Source organism: Acinetobacter sp. CFCC 11171 (assembly GCF_003268405.1).
Taxonomy (GTDB): domain Bacteria; phylum Pseudomonadota; class Gammaproteobacteria; order Pseudomonadales; family Moraxellaceae; genus Acinetobacter; species Acinetobacter amyesii.
The window spans coordinates 1-15119 of the sequence record NZ_LQXP01000037.1; the positions used below are offsets into that span (position 1 = coordinate 1).

At 38.8% G+C, this 15119-nt stretch carries 16 protein-coding genes and 1 tRNA gene; 6 read left to right on the top strand and 11 right to left on the bottom strand.

From position 1 onward, the window contains the following. On the bottom strand, nt 1–676 hold a 676-nt coding region (locus AVJ20_RS14740), incomplete at its 3' end, for a thioredoxin family protein (protein ID WP_171319305.1). 433 nt (nt 677–1109) lie between these two features. Here AVJ20_RS14740 and AVJ20_RS14745 point away from each other — a divergent pair. Next, the gene (locus AVJ20_RS14745) at nt 1110–1718 is read left to right on the top strand and encodes a DsbA family protein (protein ID WP_111885755.1); all 609 of its coding nucleotides are present in this window, start codon (nt 1110–1112) and stop codon (nt 1716–1718) included. Nucleotides 1719–1803: 85 nt separating this feature from the next. On the opposite strand, the gene AVJ20_RS14750 is transcribed toward AVJ20_RS14745, so the two are convergent. The 3 genes from AVJ20_RS14750 to AVJ20_RS14760 are packed head-to-tail and all read right to left on the bottom strand — an operon-like array spanning nt 1804 to nt 4704. Further along, nucleotides 1804–2724 (bottom strand): hypothetical protein, encoded by a 921-nt coding sequence (locus AVJ20_RS14750; RefSeq protein ID WP_111885777.1) that lies wholly within the window; start codon nt 2722–2724, stop codon nt 1804–1806. Between the two features lie 41 nt (nt 2725–2765). Then, nucleotides 2766–3896 carry a toxic anion resistance protein gene (locus tag AVJ20_RS14755; protein ID WP_111885756.1) on the bottom strand — a complete coding sequence of 377 codons (1131 nt, stop codon included), beginning with the start codon at nt 3894–3896 and terminating at the stop codon, nt 2766–2768. A gap of 16 nt (nt 3897–3912) precedes the next feature. Next, on the bottom strand, nt 3913–4704 hold the full coding sequence (locus AVJ20_RS14760; protein WP_111885757.1) for a tellurium resistance protein: 792 nt from the start codon (nt 4702–4704) through the stop codon (nt 3913–3915). Between the two features lie 326 nt (nt 4705–5030). Here AVJ20_RS14760 and AVJ20_RS14765 point away from each other — a divergent pair, with 326 nt between their 5' ends. Continuing rightward, complete coding sequence (locus tag AVJ20_RS14765) at nt 5031–5519, top strand: TIGR00645 family protein (protein ID WP_078189122.1); 489 nt, start codon at nt 5031–5033, stop codon at nt 5517–5519. 60 nt (nt 5520–5579) lie between these two features. On the opposite strand, the gene AVJ20_RS14770 is transcribed toward AVJ20_RS14765, so the two are convergent. The 5 genes from AVJ20_RS14770 to AVJ20_RS14795 all read right to left on the bottom strand — a co-directional run bounded on the left by AVJ20_RS14770 (nt 5580) and on the right by AVJ20_RS14795 (nt 10806). Then, nucleotides 5580–6284 carry a Crp/Fnr family transcriptional regulator gene (locus tag AVJ20_RS14770; RefSeq protein ID WP_111885758.1) on the bottom strand — a complete coding sequence of 235 codons (705 nt, stop codon included), beginning with the start codon at nt 6282–6284 and terminating at the stop codon, nt 5580–5582. Nucleotides 6285–6400: 116 nt separating this feature from the next. After that, nucleotides 6401–7363 carry a TauD/TfdA dioxygenase family protein gene (locus AVJ20_RS14775; protein WP_111885759.1) on the bottom strand — a complete coding sequence of 321 codons (963 nt, stop codon included), beginning with the start codon at nt 7361–7363 and terminating at the stop codon, nt 6401–6403. 244 nt (nt 7364–7607) lie between these two features. Then, nucleotides 7608–8012, bottom strand: coding sequence for a nucleoside diphosphate kinase regulator (gene rnk, locus AVJ20_RS14780; protein ID WP_111885760.1), 405 nt, complete (start codon nt 8010–8012; stop codon nt 7608–7610). Between the two features lie 160 nt (nt 8013–8172). After that, entirely contained in the window at nt 8173–9426 is a 1254-nt protein-coding gene (gene glyA / locus AVJ20_RS14785) for a serine hydroxymethyltransferase (protein ID WP_111885761.1), read from the bottom strand. Between the two features lie 156 nt (nt 9427–9582). Beyond that, complete coding sequence (locus tag AVJ20_RS14795) at nt 9583–10806, bottom strand: alpha/beta fold hydrolase (protein ID WP_111885762.1); 1224 nt, start codon at nt 10804–10806, stop codon at nt 9583–9585. Between the two features lie 625 nt (nt 10807–11431). On the opposite strand from AVJ20_RS14795, the gene AVJ20_RS14805 reads away from it, so the two are divergent. From AVJ20_RS14805 to AVJ20_RS14820, 4 genes are all read left to right on the top strand, one after another. After that, nucleotides 11432–12130, top strand: a complete 699-nt coding sequence (locus AVJ20_RS14805; RefSeq protein ID WP_111885778.1) for a 3'-5' exonuclease — start codon at nt 11432–11434, stop codon at nt 12128–12130. Between the two features lie 88 nt (nt 12131–12218). Continuing rightward, nucleotides 12219–12965, top strand: coding sequence for a hypothetical protein (locus tag AVJ20_RS14810; RefSeq protein WP_111885763.1), 747 nt, complete (start codon nt 12219–12221; stop codon nt 12963–12965). A gap of 217 nt (nt 12966–13182) precedes the next feature. Further along, nucleotides 13183–13539, top strand: coding sequence for a hypothetical protein (locus AVJ20_RS14815; RefSeq protein WP_111885764.1), 357 nt, complete (start codon nt 13183–13185; stop codon nt 13537–13539). A gap of 167 nt (nt 13540–13706) precedes the next feature. Continuing rightward, on the top strand, nt 13707–14000 hold the full coding sequence (locus AVJ20_RS14820; protein WP_111885765.1) for a hypothetical protein: 294 nt from the start codon (nt 13707–13709) through the stop codon (nt 13998–14000). Nucleotides 14001–14057: 57 nt separating this feature from the next. On the opposite strand, the gene AVJ20_RS14825 is transcribed toward AVJ20_RS14820, so the two are convergent. After that, nucleotides 14058–14270, bottom strand: coding sequence for a hypothetical protein (locus AVJ20_RS14825; protein ID WP_111885766.1), 213 nt, complete (start codon nt 14268–14270; stop codon nt 14058–14060). A 701-nt stretch (nt 14271–14971) separates the two neighbouring features. Next, a tRNA-Ser gene (locus tag AVJ20_RS14830) sits at nt 14972–15061 on the bottom strand. Nucleotides 15062–15119: the final 58 nt, after the last annotated feature.

Here is a 15119-nt window from a genome sequence, read left to right on the forward strand (position 1 = left end):
ACGTATTACCTGCAGGGCCACCACCAATCACAAGAACATCAAAGGCATCTTTGGCATTTAACTTTTCAGCATCTTTCGCTGCAGAGTTAGTATCCAATTTGGCAATGATTTCTTCCAAAGTCATACGACCTTGACCGATGTGGTTGCCGTCTTGGAATACCATTGGTACAGCCATGATTTTGCGTTCTTCGACTTCGTCTTGGAAGAATGCACCATCAATCATGGTTGCAGTTGTACCCGGGTTGTAAATTGCGATCAAGTTAAGTGCTTGAACCACGTCAGGACAGTTATGGCAGCTTAAAGATACAAACACATCAAAGTCAGTTTTAAGACCTAGACCTTTGATGGTATTCAGTACTTCGTCAGAAACTTTCGGTGCATAACCTGAAGTTTGTAGCAAAGCTAGAATCAAAGATGTGAATTCGTGGCCCATCGGTAGACCTGCGAAGAATACACGTGGTGTTTCACCTGCTTTTGCAATACCAAAGCTTGGCGCACGGCTGTTGTTACCGTCAAAACGTGCAGTCACTAAATCAGATAAAGCGGCAACTTCGGTCACCAATTCTTTAATTTTGTCTGATTTGTCCGTGCCGTTTAAAGTCGCGACGATTTCAATCGGGCCTTCAAGGCGTTCAAGTAAGGTTTTCAATTGAGCAGAAGTATTTTGATCTAACATTGCTAACGTCTCCAGAGGAGTAAATTTATTTGATGAGAGAATGATAGAACAAACCATTAAATAGGTGAAACGGTTTGTTTTTATAAAATTAATCGGTTTTACAAATCAAATGATTAAATTTCTTTCTAAATCATAAATATATGGACGTATATTAACATTAAAATGAATTATTTCGTACACATATATCGTGACAAATTCCTCCTTTTTTTCTTTTTTATTGAAATCACACCAAGCCTATGCAAGACATACGCACGACCTGATCAATTACAAAATCTTTATAAAGCTTTAAGTTTCATTTCAGCAAGTCGGCATTAAATCAAATGAAATATCAGGTGATTCGACTGCTTTTGAGTTCTATCAATAAAGCCGCAATCAATCCCTTGCATCAATCAGCCATCGATCTAGAAGTATAAAATCAACAGTGAGCAGAATAATGAAAATTGAATTTGTCTTTGATATTGTTTATCCCATGAGTTATGTGGCGTTTCAAAAGTTGAAGCAAAACTGGAATGAACATACAGCAACTCGTGTAGAGCTATTGCCGATTCAACGCGTTCCTGAAATTCCTGAACAAGGCTTAGATGTGTTGCAGTATTTAACCAATAAGTATGGCGCGAGTGCAGCAAATCGAAAACTCGAAATGACAAAGTTTGCCGCTTATAGCGAAGATGTGATTGTCAATATTGAGCACATGAAACGTATGCCAAACAGTCAACTGGCTCATCAAGCTATATTGGCCTTGGACAATATTTTGGATCAATATGCCCTGACTCAAGCCTTATTCCATGCATTATTTGCACACGGTCAAAATATTGCTGAAATTCACGTTTTAAAAAGCATTATTGAAGGCATTGGTTTAGATGCCTCGAAAGTACTGCGCTCAATTCAACATAAAGATATTGCAGACCGCCAGCATGAAATTACACAGTATGTAAAATCAAAGGGACAGCACCCCATTCCTTTTTACCTTGTGGATGGCGAAGTGAATGATCAGACTTTTTCTACACAGGAACTTCGACAACTGTTTCATCGCGCAAGTTAATCTACCCAAGATCAAAAATCCCCATACAATGTGATGGGGATTTTTATTCTGAGCAATGCAATGATGTAAAAAGAAAATAGGCCTATTAATGAAGTCCCTGCTCAATTCGATTAATCCGTGATTTGAAATGCTGAGATAGTAGATACAAAATTAAGCTCAAAACCAGCGTGAGTACCATCACGGCGATCAACACCCAACGTACAACAACTTCTACTACATTGGCTTGCTGAACTTGTTTTTCCACGCTTTGCGCCATCGGTGTCATGGTTTTATCAAATAGCTGATTTTGCATTGCCCAGAGCTGTTCAGGCTGAAAACCGTATTCACGGAATTTTGCTGGATTTTGTTGCTCGGTATTGATTAAGGATTGCACCAAAGGAATTGCTGTCGCACGATCTACAGGCTTATGCATCAAAGCAGCTTGTGCAAGTAAATAGGCTTGCACGGGTTTTGCCAATTGTGCATCTTCCATCTCGAAAGCCAGCTGGCTTTCCTGAATATTTTTTTCATAATGTACCAATCTTTGATCTGCTGCACGATCATCATGATTAAGGTCATATTGCACATAGGTTAAGCCTGACCAAAGCACAATAAACGATAAAATCCTGCCGACAAATTTCAATACAAAAGACTGGAATCGAATTCTAAAAAATTGAATTTTTTTTAGAAAACCAACCAAGAAAAATGCGCCAATAAATGAAATGATGAGTTTTAGAAATAACCAAGCAATAAAGGATAAAAAGTTTAAAAAATAGTCGGAAGACTCACCGAGTTGATATGTCAAATCACCTGCACTAACGGGAATATGCAGTTGCTGTACGCTAGAACTTAGGCCAAAAAAGCTATAAACCATATCATGCTGAATAAACAACATCACAGCTGAAACGATCAGCACAGAAACACTGGTTAAGGTCAATAACGTCAAATTGCGTTGACGCTTCTTAATGGTTTGAAGCCCTGTTTCCAGTTGCTGCGGATTTAGCGCATATTCATCAATGGGAGGCAAAGACATACTCCTTCAGATTATATTTTCACCTCCCTCACCGTTTATGAAGAAGGGTTTGAACCACTCGATTCAATTACTAAATGATTCAAATTGTTTTGTAAGGCACGAATACGTGTCGTCGCTTCTTCACGCTTTTGTACACCTTCTTTCTGAATTTGAATCACATCATTAACGGTTTTAATGAGGGTATTTTGCACATGTTCAAGTGTTTCGATATCAATCACTGAACGCTGATTGGCTTTTGCTGTATCGACAGAGTTTTGATGCAACAAATCTGCATTGCGTTTTAACAGGTCATTGGTCGCATCATCAATGCTATTTGCCAATTGCACGCTGTTCTTTTGTTCTTGCAATGAAATCGCCAAGCTAATTTGGTTTTTCCAAGCCGGTAAGGTGATATTTTTAATAGCATAAAATTTATCAACCAACATCAAATTGTTGGATTGAATAATACGAATCATCGGCAAGGTCTGCATCGCAGACTGTTGCAAGATCTGTAAATCACTCACACGTTTTTCAAGATTATTTGCCAAATGATTGAGGTCATAGATTTTTTGCGTAGTGGTTTGATCTTGAACTTGAGTGGTTAAGCTTGCAATTTCCTGTTGAATTTCTTGCTCTTTCAACTTACCTGCGGCGATATACACCCCTAATTGTTTATATTCGTCTTGTACGCCTTCAAACATTTTATCTAAGGTATTTACACGCGCTTTTAAGCCATTTTGCGAAGTTTCAATTTCTTTGACCAAAGCATCAATTTGCTCTTTGGTGGTATTAAAGTGCTGATCAAAACTTTGCTTGGCACCTTTAAATTTACTCAGTAACCCACCAAAAAATCCTGAGCTTTTAGATTTATTTAAAATGCTCGTAGTGTTTAGCTGCTGTGCGACTTGTACCACCTGATTGAGCTTTTGACCTGTCGCATCTAGATCTTTATTTTGCACCAAATTTAATAATTCATCGGTATAGGTCGACGTCTTGGTGGCAATGTTTTTACCGTATTCGGCAACACTATTATGACTTAAATCTGCCAATTCCTTACGTGCAGCTTCGACTTCGTGAAAATCGGAAGTTTGTAAGCCAATTTCCTGCAAATTGAGTTGCTGAAACTTTTCTTCAGTCAACTCTTTGCTTACTTCAACGGGTAAATTTTTGGCATCTAAATCGGTCATAACTCACCTTATATTTCTAAGACTTAGAGGAATTCTCTAATGATTTTTTTAAAGTTTTAATCAAATTTTCACGGCTATTATCAAGCTTTTCCAATGAACTTGTCGAGTTACTTTGACGACTTTGTTTCACATGATATTGCCATGCTGGAATCAACACCTGCTGAGCTTCCTTATATCGATCTAATAATTCAAAAGAAAGCTGCTGAGAAAGCTGCATTTGCGTAATTGCAATATCATTACTGGCTTGTAAGGTTTGCAACGTATTCACCTTTTTCGATAAACGTTCTGCAAAGTTGTCAAGCGGATGCTGATTTTTCACAAACTGTGGGTATTCCACCAAGAACTCTTCAGCCGCGACGATATAGCGCGCCATTTGCTCACGTAAACCCTGCAATTGATTAAAACGTGCTTGGGACTTTTGAATTTCTAACTGTAATTTTTGGCTCAGATGATTTGCCCGATCAAGTAATTGATCTAGATTTTTATAATATTCAACTTGTCCTGAACCATATTCCAAATCGATGCCTAACCATTTTTGCAGGGCATTAAATTTGCGTGTTTTTAAATATTTTTTTGAATTGGCTAGAGCTTGAATCAACTGCTCAATAGTTTGACTAAGTTGTTTCGTCAACTGAGGGTCAACACCGTCTAGCAGCACCGACTGTGCTTGAATTAATTGATCAGCATAATGATTTAGACGATATTGATCGGTCAGTAATGGCACAAGGTCATTCCGCTTAATCGAAAGCACTTCCGTCCGATCTACCGTAATATCCTTTAACGGCACCAATACATCAATTTGTGACATAGCCAATTAAACTCAATAAAATCATTTTATACTACAAGTTTTGCCATAAAAGTCTTGTAGTATTTTGCAAAAAATACATCTATTTCATCAGTCAAATTTCGCCATCAAATTCAACCGTTGCCTATAGATCCGCCAAAGCAGCCATACAGCATCATTTCAATGGATATGATGACCTACACAGATGAATTCAAGCTTAAGATACCCAAAGATTCAATCTAGATTTAAATTAAACAACTGACTCTACATGAATTATTATCAAAATTATCGTAAAATTTAATCCATATACTTTAGAACCAAATATTAGATCAATAAATTTAGAGGCTTAAATGGAACGTTTTTTCCATAACACAATGTATGCAGCACGTTGGATTCTGGCTCCCGTGTACTTTGGATTATCCTTTGCACTGCTACTGCTCGCGATTAAATTTTTCCAAGAAGTCATTCATGTCCTTCCGCATATTTTAGAATATTCAGAAGCTGACCTGATTTTAGTCATCCTCTCTTTGGTCGATATGACTATGGTGGGCGGACTGATTGTGATGGTGATGTTTTCAGGCTATGAAAACTTTGTTTCCCAACTGAAAATAAATGAATCGACCAATCGCTTGAACTGGCTCGGCACCATGGATGCCAATTCATTAAAACTCAAAGTTGCAGCATCAATCGTGGCAATTTCTTCGATTCATTTATTGCGTATTTTTATGGATGCGAAAAACATCCCCAATGACAAAATCATGTGGTACATCATCATGCATTTAACCTTTGTTTTTTCTGCTTTTATGATGGGATATTTGGATAAAATCAGTAAGCACTAATCTAGGTAAGGTTAATGAAGCCATTTGCGATAATGGCTTCTCGTCAAATTTTAAATCTAGTTATTCATCAAGTTCACTCATTCGCCTTAAACGCTCAAGATCCAAGATCACGATTTGTCCATAATTCCACGCGATCACCTGTGTTTGAACAAATTGCTGCAGATGTTTATTCAAGGTTTGGCGTGAAATATTAAAAGACTCTGCAAATTCCTGCTGACTGAGTCTCAAAGGAATTTCCTGCCGACAGCCATATTGTTCATAGAGTCGAATCAAATGTCTTGCGATACGCTGCTCTAGCGTTGCAGTTCTCAAATAACGATTATGCTCAAACATCAAATACATGCGTCGACTGAGAGATTGCACGATATTCCAAAGCGCCTGTGGATCGCGCTGTAAAACCGCTAAAAACGTTGTTCCAGAAATGATCGCAACTTCGACGTGTGTCGCAGCAAAATAATCATAATTCAAAGGCTTTTGTTGTAAGAGTGCGACAAAATTAAATACCGACTGGCGACGAATATAGTCATTGACAATCAATTCACCATTATTTTGCAACCAACCAATTTGTAGCGTACCTGAAAGCAAAATATAAATATCTTGCACGATTTGTTGTTGTTTTAAGATGTGCTGCTGCGAATGAAACCGTGAATATTTCACCTGTTGCACAAGCTGTTCTAAAGTCTGATCGCGAAAGCCCTTAAAGATGTCTTCATTACGCAAAATTTGCAACAAATGTTGTTGGGCGGTGTTCTTTTGATCGCTCACGTCTATAAAAAAATGCCTAAGATCTCATCGATCTTAGGCAAGTGCTGAAAAATGTAAAACTATTGTTTTTCGCATTATTTATCTATTTTTGTGCTGTTTTAATGACGCACTCATACTTAAGATGCTTTCTCATAAATACGGCCAGCTTCAGAACGCAAGTTTGAAATGTCGGTGTTTTGAATGTTTTTCAATACAGTACTCGGCAGACCATTTACATCGACAGGCACATCGCCTTCAATGGTGACACGTGAGGCGATACGTAGCTCATCACCATAGTCATTGATGGCACGGTGCTGCGTCGCACGATTATCCCAAATCGCAACATCACCAACCGCCCAGCGCCAACGCACAATATTTTCCCATTGCACGATTTGCTCTTGAAACAGTTCAAATAGGCGTCGTGACTGTGCCGGACTATATCCACTGAAGCGTTTAAAGAAATGACCCAAAACCAAACTTTTTTCACCTGTTTCAGGATGTACACGCACCAAAGGATGCTCAGTTTCCACTTCTACCGCGGTACGGAATAAATGGCGACCTTCTTCATTGTACTGACCTTTCGGCGCCGCATAGTCATAACTATTACTATGCACCGCGCGTAATTGTTCCGCCAACTTTTGCAGCTCAGGACTTAAATCTTCATAAGCGGTCACGGTATTGGCCCAAACCGTATCGCCACCATGTTCAGGTGCAACTACATTTCTTAAAATTGTGGCTTTAGGATAATTGGGCAAAAACGTAATATCGGTATGCCACGAGTCTGCACGCCCACCACGTGAGTCAATTGACAAAGTATGTGCTGTACCATCTTTGAGTGGCACACTTGGGTGATTCAACGGATTACCTAAAAGTCGTGCAAAGGCTTCTTGTTCTAAATCGGTGAGATCTTGCTGCCCACGCACAAATACAACTTTATATTTTAATAATGCATGATTAAATTCATCGACCACGCTTTTGTCTAAATTTCCAGACAACTGAATGCCAGAAATTTCGGCACCAATACGACCGGTCACAGGTTTTACTTCAATATGCTGATATTGATAGTCTGGATTGTAATGATTCGATTCTAATTGTGTCATAGGGCTCTACCTTATTCTTCAAATTATTAAGCAACGATGGTGTTGTTGAAATAAAGTGTGCCGACTTCGTGCCCATGACTCTGTCAATTCTTTGACAGTTTTCCCAAGTTAAACTGCAATGGTTGTAATAAAATCTGCTTAACAACTTTTGCCGATTTCATATCTAAAAATGCGATATCGAAAAATAAAAAAGCCATCAGTATCGATGGCTTTGTGTGCAGAATTTATCTGTATAGCAGTGGAATTATAAATAGTCCCCTTCACGCTCAGGTTGATAGAGCACTTTAATGATTTTGACTTTCATAGTGTGACCATCAGGCTGCGGCCATTCTATTTCCTGCCCTTCAGCCAAACCTAATATGGCAGCACCCACTGGAGCCAAAACATTGACTTGACCTTTATCGCCACGAAAATCATGTGGATAGACCAGTGTAATTTCGGTTGCTTCTGTCGCAGGTGCAATGTTAATGAGAACTTTGGCATTCATACTCACCACATTGGCAGGGACATCTTGTGGAGCAACCACTTCAGCGCGCGCCATCTCATCTTCCAAATGCTCCATCGTCGGCGTCAGCTTAGACTGATGCTCCAACATGGTTTCTAAACGATGTAAATCTTGTTCTGAAAGAATAATATTGGGTTTTTTCATATAAAGTTCCTTTGCGACCTTGCCAACAGATCTATAGCGATGGGCAAATTTTTTGTTATCTCTTATTCCGTTATAACAGAAATATAAATGTTTAGATAACTTTTGAATTTTTCTGATGACATAAAAAAAGCCCCCTTGAGGGGGCTTTCTCAAGTCAGACTTATTTTGCGTAAACTGGGAATTTAGCGCAAACAGCAGCAACTTTTTCTTTCACTGCAGCAATCACAGCTTCGTCACCTTTGCTGTCTAGAACGTCAGCGATCCAGCCTGCAAGGTCACGTACTTCAGCTTCGCCAAAACCACGTGTTGTTACAGCAGGAGTACCGATACGGATACCAGAAGTCACGAATGGAGAACGTGGATCGTTTGGTACTGAGTTTTTGTTCACAGTAATGTGAGCAGCACCTAACCAAGCATCGGCATCTTTACCAGTAATGTCTTGTTTAATTAAAGATAATAAGAACAAATGGTTCTTAGTACCGCCAGAAACAACATCATAACCACGTTCGATTAGAACTTCAGCCATTGCTTGCGCATTCTTAACAACTTGTTGTTGGTAAGCTTTATATTCAGGCGCCATTGCTTCTTTGAAGCAGATCGCTTTAGCCGCTACAGCGTGAACTAAAGGACCACCTTGATTACCAGGGAATACAGCTGATTGTAATTTTTTCTCGATTTCTTCATTTGCTTTCGCAAGGATTAAACCAGAACGTGGACCACGAAGTGTTTTATGTGTAGTCGTTGTAGTTACGTCAGCAATTTGTACTGGGCTTGGGTAAACACCAGCAGCAACTAGACCAGCTACGTGAGCCATATCTACGAATAAGTAAGCGCCAACTTTGTCCGCGATATCTCGGAAACGCTGCCAATCAACAACTTGGCTATACGCAGAGAAACCAGCCACGATCATTTTTGGCTTGTGTTCTTCAGCTAAACGTTCAACTTCTTCATAGTCGATTTCGCCAGTTTCTGGGTTCAAACCGTATTGAATTGCGTTGTAAGTTTTACCAGAGAAACTAACTTTAGCACCGTGAGTCAAGTGACCACCGTGAGCCAGGCTCATACCTAAAACTGTATCGCCTGGGTTAAGTAGCGCAAGGTAAACTGCAGAGTTTGCTTGTGAACCAGCGTGTGGTTGAACGTTTGCATAATCAGCACCAAACAATTCTTTAGCACGGTCAATGGCCAATTGTTCGATCACGTCTACATACTCGCAACCGCCGTAGTAGCGTTTACCAGGGTAGCCTTCTGCATATTTGTTAGTAAGTTTTGAACCTTGAGCTTCCATTACTGCAGGTGAACAGTAGTTTTCTGAAGCGATTAACTCAATGTGCGCTTCTTGGCGAGCATCTTCATTCGAGATCGCTTGAGCTAATTCAGGGTCAAATTGAGCAATAGAGGTGTTGGCAAACATTAGCGAGGTCCTATTAAATTAGGGCTTTTAAGCCGTGCTAAGATTGGCGCGTATTGTAGCATGAAGTTTTAGAAATGAGAGAGGGAAGTTTGTGCTGTTTTTAAATAAATAATGCCCGTGTTGAATCTGCACGAGCATTATTTAAGTCAAATCAACTTATTGATTTGGCATGAGAGTCTCTACATCTTGCACAAAATTTGCCAGATTATCGGTATAAATAGTAAGATGATCCGCTGTCGCTTGCTCACGATAGTCAATTGATGTTCCCGGCTTAGCAAGGCTAATCATAAATTTAGTTGCATCTGCTGGAATGGTCTGATCGGCTTTACCTTGATAAATGATGATCGGCGTTTTCACCGCTGTCGTTAAAGGCTGTGAACCTTCACTCATAAAGTTTTGGATTGGCTTTAAAGTTAAGAAATCAGGCTGAGTTCGACCATAGTTATCCAAAGTCGTGTTCTGACTCGCATAACTGAGCATGTCATCTTGAATTAACTTGGTTAACTCGCCTGAACACACTGTTTCAGCCTGAGGTGCAATCGCAGCCAGATGTCCACTAAATACTTTTGAATAATCCACACTGTTTTTATGCCCTTGCATACCCGCAATGATCTGCGCAGTAAAACTGTCTAAAGGTGCATAAATCATACTTTGCACGGTTGCAGGTTTGTCTTTGGCTAACTTCTCGCCTGCGTCAAGAATGAGCGCAAGATTATTTGCAGGTGCTATGGCAATCGTTCCCTTATAATTTAAGTCAGCACGCGATGCGAATTCAGCTGCACCTAATACGGCTTGACCACCTTGAGAATGTCCGATCGAAAGCCAATCCTTCGACACCGTTTTACCTTGACTGGTTAAGTAACTTCGAGCAGCGACAACGGCATCGGTAATCGAAAAGGCTTCACTTTTTAGATTCAGATAAGGATGGTTTTCACGTCCACTAGGTTCCCCTAATCCTTCATAATCGGGTGCCACAACGACATAACCCTTTGCCAATAACATTTGCAATAAATATTCAGTGCCTTGCAAACCTTGTCGGCTCGGAGCGCATTTATCAGCCACACCGGTCGTTCCATGTGCCCAAGCCACAATTTTCCAACCACCTGCCGGAGCAACTGTTTTTGGGGTAAAGACTAAGGCTGTGGCTTGAACAACTTTGCCATCTACTCCTAGCATTTTATAGGTCATCAATCGGCTGTCTGCACTCACAGCAGGCATATTGTCTTGACTATAGGCTGTTGTAGTTACCACCGGATTTTTGATCTGATTGAGATCAGCATTTGTTTCAGGATTACTAAATTGTTGGTCATTACTATCATTACCGCAGGCTGCTAAAAATAGCATACTGCTGACTAAAACCGTTAAACGCAGCATTTTCATTCCATGATCCTTTTGTTTGTTGTTTTAAAGTCAATTTTTCATTGAATATGAATCATTAAATACATGGAACAAACTTTTGTTCAAGCCTAATTTTTAAGCAACTACTCTTATTTTAATTTATTAAATTAATATAGAACTAAAACTTTGTTTTAGCTCGATATGTATTAATAGCATTCAAATACATCAGCCACCCCGATCTCAGAAAAATGGCTGAACTTATATTTCTGATCATTGGATACAGATTGGGCTATTTTTCGGAGGTTAAAGCAAAATGTAAAATCAACAAAAATGCTGTACCCCCTGCCAACTACACAAACATATGCACAAAAGTAAAGCCGAAAAACCACCATGCCATTGATCGTGAACATACTCTAGTGCTTAATCCACTTAGCGACATTTTTGGATATCACGATGGACAAAAGCCTTTAAAATAAGTCGATTTAGAAGATGGTTTAGCTTTATCCCGCTGTAAAGGTTTTATTTCGGCAGATGCGATAAAAGCAGATTATTTAAACACTGCGCAGCCATCTTCATAATATTCCTACAAATAATCACAGCATGGGTTTGTCAGTGTGGATGTGATCATGTACATTCATAAACATTATTCAACATGCTGGAACTGGACATGCAAGCCATCATTCTCGACACAGAAACCCATACACTAAATGGACAACCCATCGAGATTGCCTATGCTCCAATTCAGGTGGCAGATGCCAAAATTACCCTAGATAAATCTAAAATTTTTGATCAACTTTATCGTTGTGATGAAGCAATTTCTTTTGCAGCAATGGCTGTACATCATATTTTAGAATCAGATCTTGAAGGTCAGCCCCACTACAGCAGTTTTGAACTCCCATCAGAGACGACATATATCATTGGGCATAATATCGACTACGATATTCGAGCGCTCGAAAAATGCGGTGTAGATGGTTCAAAAATTAAAGCCATTTGTACCCTTGCCCTTGCTCGTCGAGTTTGGCCTGATGCAGAAGCGCATAATATTTCTGCCTTGATATATATGATCACCAAAGGCAGTGAAAAAGCACGTGAAATGATCCGTAAAGCTCACCGCGCAGATATGGATATCATTTTAACTGCCAATATTTTGATGCATATCGTCCATCACTTAAAAATCAATAGCATCGAAGAATTATACGAAGCTTCGGAAGATGCTCGCATTCCTCGCAGTATTAATTTTGGTAAACATCGTGGTACCGCAATTGCAGAATTACCTGCAGACTATGTGCAATGGCTATTACGTCAAGATGACTTAGACCCGTACTTGCGTAAAGCTTTAGAAAACTCTGCTGCCATTACTCTATAAATCATTGATTATTTAATATTTTCTTAATATTACTGTCATTATCACTGCATAGGATTGCCTTAATTCTTTTGAGCTATGGAATTAAGGCATGTTCAACTATCAAAAAACTGAGCTGGGGTTTCAAACTTTAAAAGACCGACAGCTCGCATTAAATGCTAGACAACGTCGTCTGCTACTCTTAATTGGTAGTGATGACTTTAACCAAATGCCAGTGCATTATCAGCAGCGGATTGCTGAAGAGACATTGCTCGAGCAACTAATGGAACTTGGGCTGATTCAACCAATTACAGCACATGATCATCTACGCCTTCAAAGCTCAGATTTTTCTGCTTTTAATACTCCTAAAAAAGCGCCTAGCAATACATCCGATCTCAATAACCTTAGCCCTGCATTTGATCTCACAGCGCAAGAACATGTGACTTTTAATGAAGTTTCAATGCCAACGATGGAAGTTCCTCAGATTCATTCACAGTACGCACTGACGACCTCCCTACCAATGGATGCGATGGGCTCTACACCCCATCAATTCCCACAATCCACACCTGAAACTACGACAACAAACAATCCTGTATTACCAGAAAAAACCGTTGATTTCATCGAGCATGATTTTGATGAGTTGCAGAGTTTTATGTGCAGTTACTTACAGCGTTATTGTGGGCTGATGGCAAAAAAATTAATGCTTAATATTCAACAGGCCACGGACATTGCAGACTTAAAAGCCTGTCAGATGCAATGGATCACCTGTCTAAATGAATCCAATATTCAACCTAAACTCTTACAACATGCATTACAGCAAATTAATTACAGTCTAAAAAATCTGCAACAACTGGTTTAACTTAGAGACTTTTCCTCACTTCTCATTCAAAAAACAACTTAATGAGGTGAGTAATTCTTCACACATATCAATATAAGAAATTGAATTTTATTAACTTTATCGATTCACTTATTTCTTTTATGGTTTTAACTGCTGTTTTATACGACCTTCCCCTAATGTCAATCAACAGTAAAAAATCGCAAGAATTAAACCGACCTCCCAGCGTTTGAGCATGTCAATGTCACAACAATTTTGTTTAGAATTTGATTCTTTCGATAATCCAATGCAACTCAGCAAAATTGGCAATTGGGTATTTACCTTCTTAACCTCACAAGACGAATTGCCCGATGTTCAATTGGCCATTACCTATGTCATGCCACGAAAAATTAGTGATGAATTACAGCCTAGACGTGTGGTCATTCAAAATACAGCCATTGAAACAATTTGGCGTATAGAACAAGTTGAATGCTTCAACAGCCAAACGAACCAAGAACTCACCTTTACAGCAGCGGAACCTCAAGCTCAATTGGTTTTAAACAGTATCATTGAAGAATTTGCCCGTTACGATGTCCCATTGGTATTCAAGCCGCTTTAATTTAAAGCGAATTCCAACTTATTTTTCATAAAGATTTAAGCTGTCTCAATGATTTAACCAAAGTCACCTAGATAGACATTAAATGAAAAATAATCCATACAGATTATTGTTGCTCAATTCATATACACTATTCCTGCTCAATAATTTTTGACCATGGATAATAAAAAATGAATTTAGCCAATTATTCTAATGATCAGGCACTCATCCTTTTCAACCTATATAGCAGCCTTGAACAATGTCTAGATGCGATTGGACATCTGCACCTTGGACCAAAACTAGTGCTGACCGACCATGATGTATCAAAAGATCATATGATCGTGCAACGTTTTCAAGCTGGGGTTTTAACTCAAGAAATCCAAGTGCGTAAACAAGACGTTGAATTGTCTTCTAGCAATCCGATGACGCGCTATCAGTTACTCTCTTATATTTTGAATCAATTTAAAGCAGATCAAACAGCTTAAATTTCAATCTCTAAAAATAAAAAACTCACCATAAGGTGAGTTTTTTATTCATTCAATTTAAGCTTCTAAAAGCTTGTAAATACTGTCCGATTTTTGACTTTCAAAAAGTAATTCGATACTGGGTAGGATGATTTCACCAGCAATAATGATATGTTCAATGCGATGAAACAGCCCTCTTGAATCTTCTTCTGAAGGATTACGCACCAAAGCTTGTGCTTCATAAACCTGACTAAATTGGTCCTTTACCTTTATGTCAATCATCTGTGTCATGGTAACGTCTCTACTTGTTTTAATAACTGCATTTTTTATATCACACCTTTACGCAACAACCTGCTTTGTAAATGTTAGATTTCATGGCAATGTAAACTTATTTTACTTTAATAAATATATATCAATAACATAAGTTGACTATTTAATTATTGTTTGACAAAAACACTATATTTTCACATTTTGAAAGACATTAAAAAGCCCGCATTGCTGCGGGCTCTATGTTGGAAGGCTAGTGCTGATTTCTTGTCTGCAATATCTTAAGACTAAAATATTACGAAACTCAACGAGCTGTCATTGATCCGTCCAACTTATTGGTAGCGTCGTTTTATGACCTACCGTGATTTAAATATAGCACTTTCAATTCTCTTGCCAAGCCTTGCTAACACTTCAAAACAATTGATCAAATAAAATACAATTGATATTTTTTCAAAATAAGCGAGCATAGCTCTGCCCAATGCTTGTAAAAGATTTAAATAAATTGGCCATTAAAAATAAATTCAACACTATCAATCTATAAACATTCTTTTCTCTTACTTTTAATTCTACCTTAGACAACCCTTGTATTAATTTCTGACCTGAATTTTAAGTCTTATATTCATTTTTAACAGTCCTTAAAAATACTAGTAAGTAAGGTTGCCGTCTCAAATTAAAATCTAAAACAAAAAAAAGCCCCTGTATCACTACAGGGGCTTTTTTGAATTTGGCGGAAGCGGTGAGATTCGAACTCACGGAGGACTCGCGCCCTCGTCGGTTTTCAAGACCGGTGCATTAAACCGCTCTGCCACGCTTCCATGTGTGCCATAATACGGAGGTTTTACTCATCTGACAAGTAAAAATTACAACTAAACC